Raw genomic sequence first — 2214 nt, 5'->3', positions numbered from 1 at the left:
ACCCCCTCCCGCAAGGGGAGGGGGAGTGTGGACATCACGCGCCGGTTCAGGCGATCGAGTTCCGACAAGGTCCCGCAAGCGAGAACGGCCACGCGCCATTCCTGCCCGACACGAAAGCCCTAATGCTCGTGCCCCGCATCCTCTCCCGGCAAATCGAGCTTGAACGCGTCCCTCAGCTCCGAAATCTGCCCCGGCGACAGCAGGCGGGGATTGAGGCCGCGCAGCAGCAGGTGCAGCTTCGCCGTCTCCTCCAGCTCCTCGGTCGCGTAGACCGCGGCCTCGAGGCTCTCCCCCGCCACCACCGGGCCGTGATTGGCCAGCAGCACAGAGGAATAGCGGCCGGCGAGGCCGCGGATGGCATCGGCCACCGCCGGGTCGCCCGGCCGGTAATAGGGCACCAGCGCCGTCGCCCCGACCCGCATCAGGTAATAGGCGGTCAGCGGCGGCAGCACCGCCTTGGGGTCGATCCCCGGCAGCATCGACACCGCCACCGAATGGGTCGAGTGCAGATGCACGATGGCCCGGGCCGAGCCTCGCGTCTCATAGAGGGCCCCGTGCAGCGGGATCTCCTTGGTCGGCCTGTCGCCCGACAGCAGCCGCCCCTCGGCGTCGAGCCGCGACAGCCGCGCCGGGTCGAGGAAGCCGAGCGAGGCGTTGGTCGGCGTCACCAGCCAGCCGCCATCATCCAGCCGCAGGCTGATATTGCCGGAGGAGCCGGGCGTCAGCCCGCGCTCGAACAGCGAGCGGCCGAAGCGGCAGATGTCCTCGCGCAGCCGGGTCTCGTCCATGGTCCCTCCTTCCGATCGCGTCAGGCGGTGGCGCCCGGCACCAGCTCGAAGCCGAGATCGACCACCGTGGCCGGGCCGCGGCCGCAGACCAGCCGCGCCCCCTCCTCCCCCATCCGCACCCGGGGCGAGCGGATGGTGGAGAGCGGCTGCGGCAGCGCCTGGGCCAGGTCGAGCCCGTTGAAGCCGAACAGGGCGACCCGGTCCGGCACGGCGATGCCGCGCGCCAGGCACAGGAAGCAGCCGCCCATCGCCATGTCGTCATTGGAGAAATAGACCGCGTCGACCCCGTCGTCGCGTTCGAGGATGCGGGCCAGCCCCTCCCGCCCCGACGCGGCGGAGGACCGGCCCGGCATCAGCTCGGTCGCGACCAGGGCGGCGGCGCTCTCCGACAGCGCCTCGCGAAAGCCCTCGAAGCGCTTGGCGGCCCGCCGGTCCTGGCCGAGATCGTGGCCGACATAGGCCAGGCGCCGGTAGCCGCGCTCGATCAGGTGCCGGGCGCTGGCCCGGCCGGCCGCCCGGTTCGACAGGCCCACGACGATGTCGAGCCCGGCGCCGTCGAGATCCATCAGCTCGGCCACCCTGATGCCGGCATGGGCCAGCATCGCCCGGCTGCGGTCGGTGTGCTCCAGCCCTGTGACGATCAGCCCGGCCGGGCGCCAGGCCAGCATCGCCTCGATCAGCCCCTCCTCCCGCGCCGGGTCGTAGTCGGTGACGCCGACCACCGAGCGGAACCCGGCGGCATCCAGCACCGCCTCCGCCCCGCGCAGCACGTCGGGGAAGACGATGTTGGCCAGGGACGGGATGATCACCCCGACCAGGTTCGAGCCGGCGGAGGACAGGGTGCCGGCGAGGCGGTTCGGCACATAGCCGAGGCGCCGCACGATCTCCAGCACCCGATCGCGCGTCTCCCCCGCCACCGGCCCGCCGCGCAGCACCCGCGACACGGTGATCTTGCTGACCCCGGCGGCCCGGGCGATGTCCACCAGCGTGATGCCCCTGGGATCGGCCCGCCGCGTCCGCGCCATCAGGCCCTTGCCTTCCCGGCCTGGCGGGGCAGAGTCATCTTGGAGGATGGGATCCGTGCCGGGGCCATGGGTCTTTCCTGCGGCGGATCCGGAACCCGGATCGTTCATCACCACTATGTTGATATCGATATCATAATCCATCCCGGAATGGTGTGGCAGCCGGTTTCCGGCTTTCCGATTGCGTCACCGAAGCATATGATATCGGTATCAACGTCAACGGGCACTCCGCCGGGTCGGCGTCGACCGGGGTGGCGGGCCTGTCGACGGCCGGATGAGGAGACTCGGAATGCAGGATGCGGGGAGGACGGGCCGCGCCGCCGTGATCGGCCTGGGCTCGATGGGCCTCGGCATGGCCCTGTCGCTGCGCCGGGCCGGGTTCGCCGTCGCCGGCTGCGATCTCT

The 2214-nt window shown here is 71.4% G+C and carries 3 protein-coding genes; 1 reads left to right on the top strand and 2 read right to left on the bottom strand.

What is annotated here, in order from left to right; translation table 11 throughout:
• Nucleotides 1-119: 119 nt before the first annotated feature.
• Nucleotides 120-788: a 3-oxo-tetronate 4-phosphate decarboxylase gene (otnC, locus tag P409_RS32370; RefSeq protein WP_034848298.1), complete on the bottom strand. Its 669-nt coding sequence runs from the start codon at nt 786-788 to the stop codon at nt 120-122.
• Nucleotides 789-808: 20 nt separating this feature from the next.
• Nucleotides 809-1813: a LacI family DNA-binding transcriptional regulator gene (locus P409_RS32365; RefSeq protein WP_034848295.1), complete on the bottom strand. Its 1005-nt coding sequence runs from the start codon at nt 1811-1813 to the stop codon at nt 809-811.
• 271 nt (nt 1814-2084) lie between these two features.
• Here P409_RS32365 and P409_RS41350 point away from each other — a divergent pair.
• On the top strand, nt 2085-2214 hold a 130-nt coding region (locus P409_RS41350; protein ID WP_343285538.1), incomplete at its 3' end, for an NAD(P)-binding domain-containing protein.

The organism is Inquilinus limosus MP06 (assembly GCF_000767795.1).
GTDB lineage: Bacteria > Pseudomonadota > Alphaproteobacteria > DSM-16000 > Inquilinaceae > Inquilinus > Inquilinus limosus_E.
Note: the sequence above shows the minus strand (reverse complement) of the source record. Positions and strands in the feature narration are given on the sequence as shown.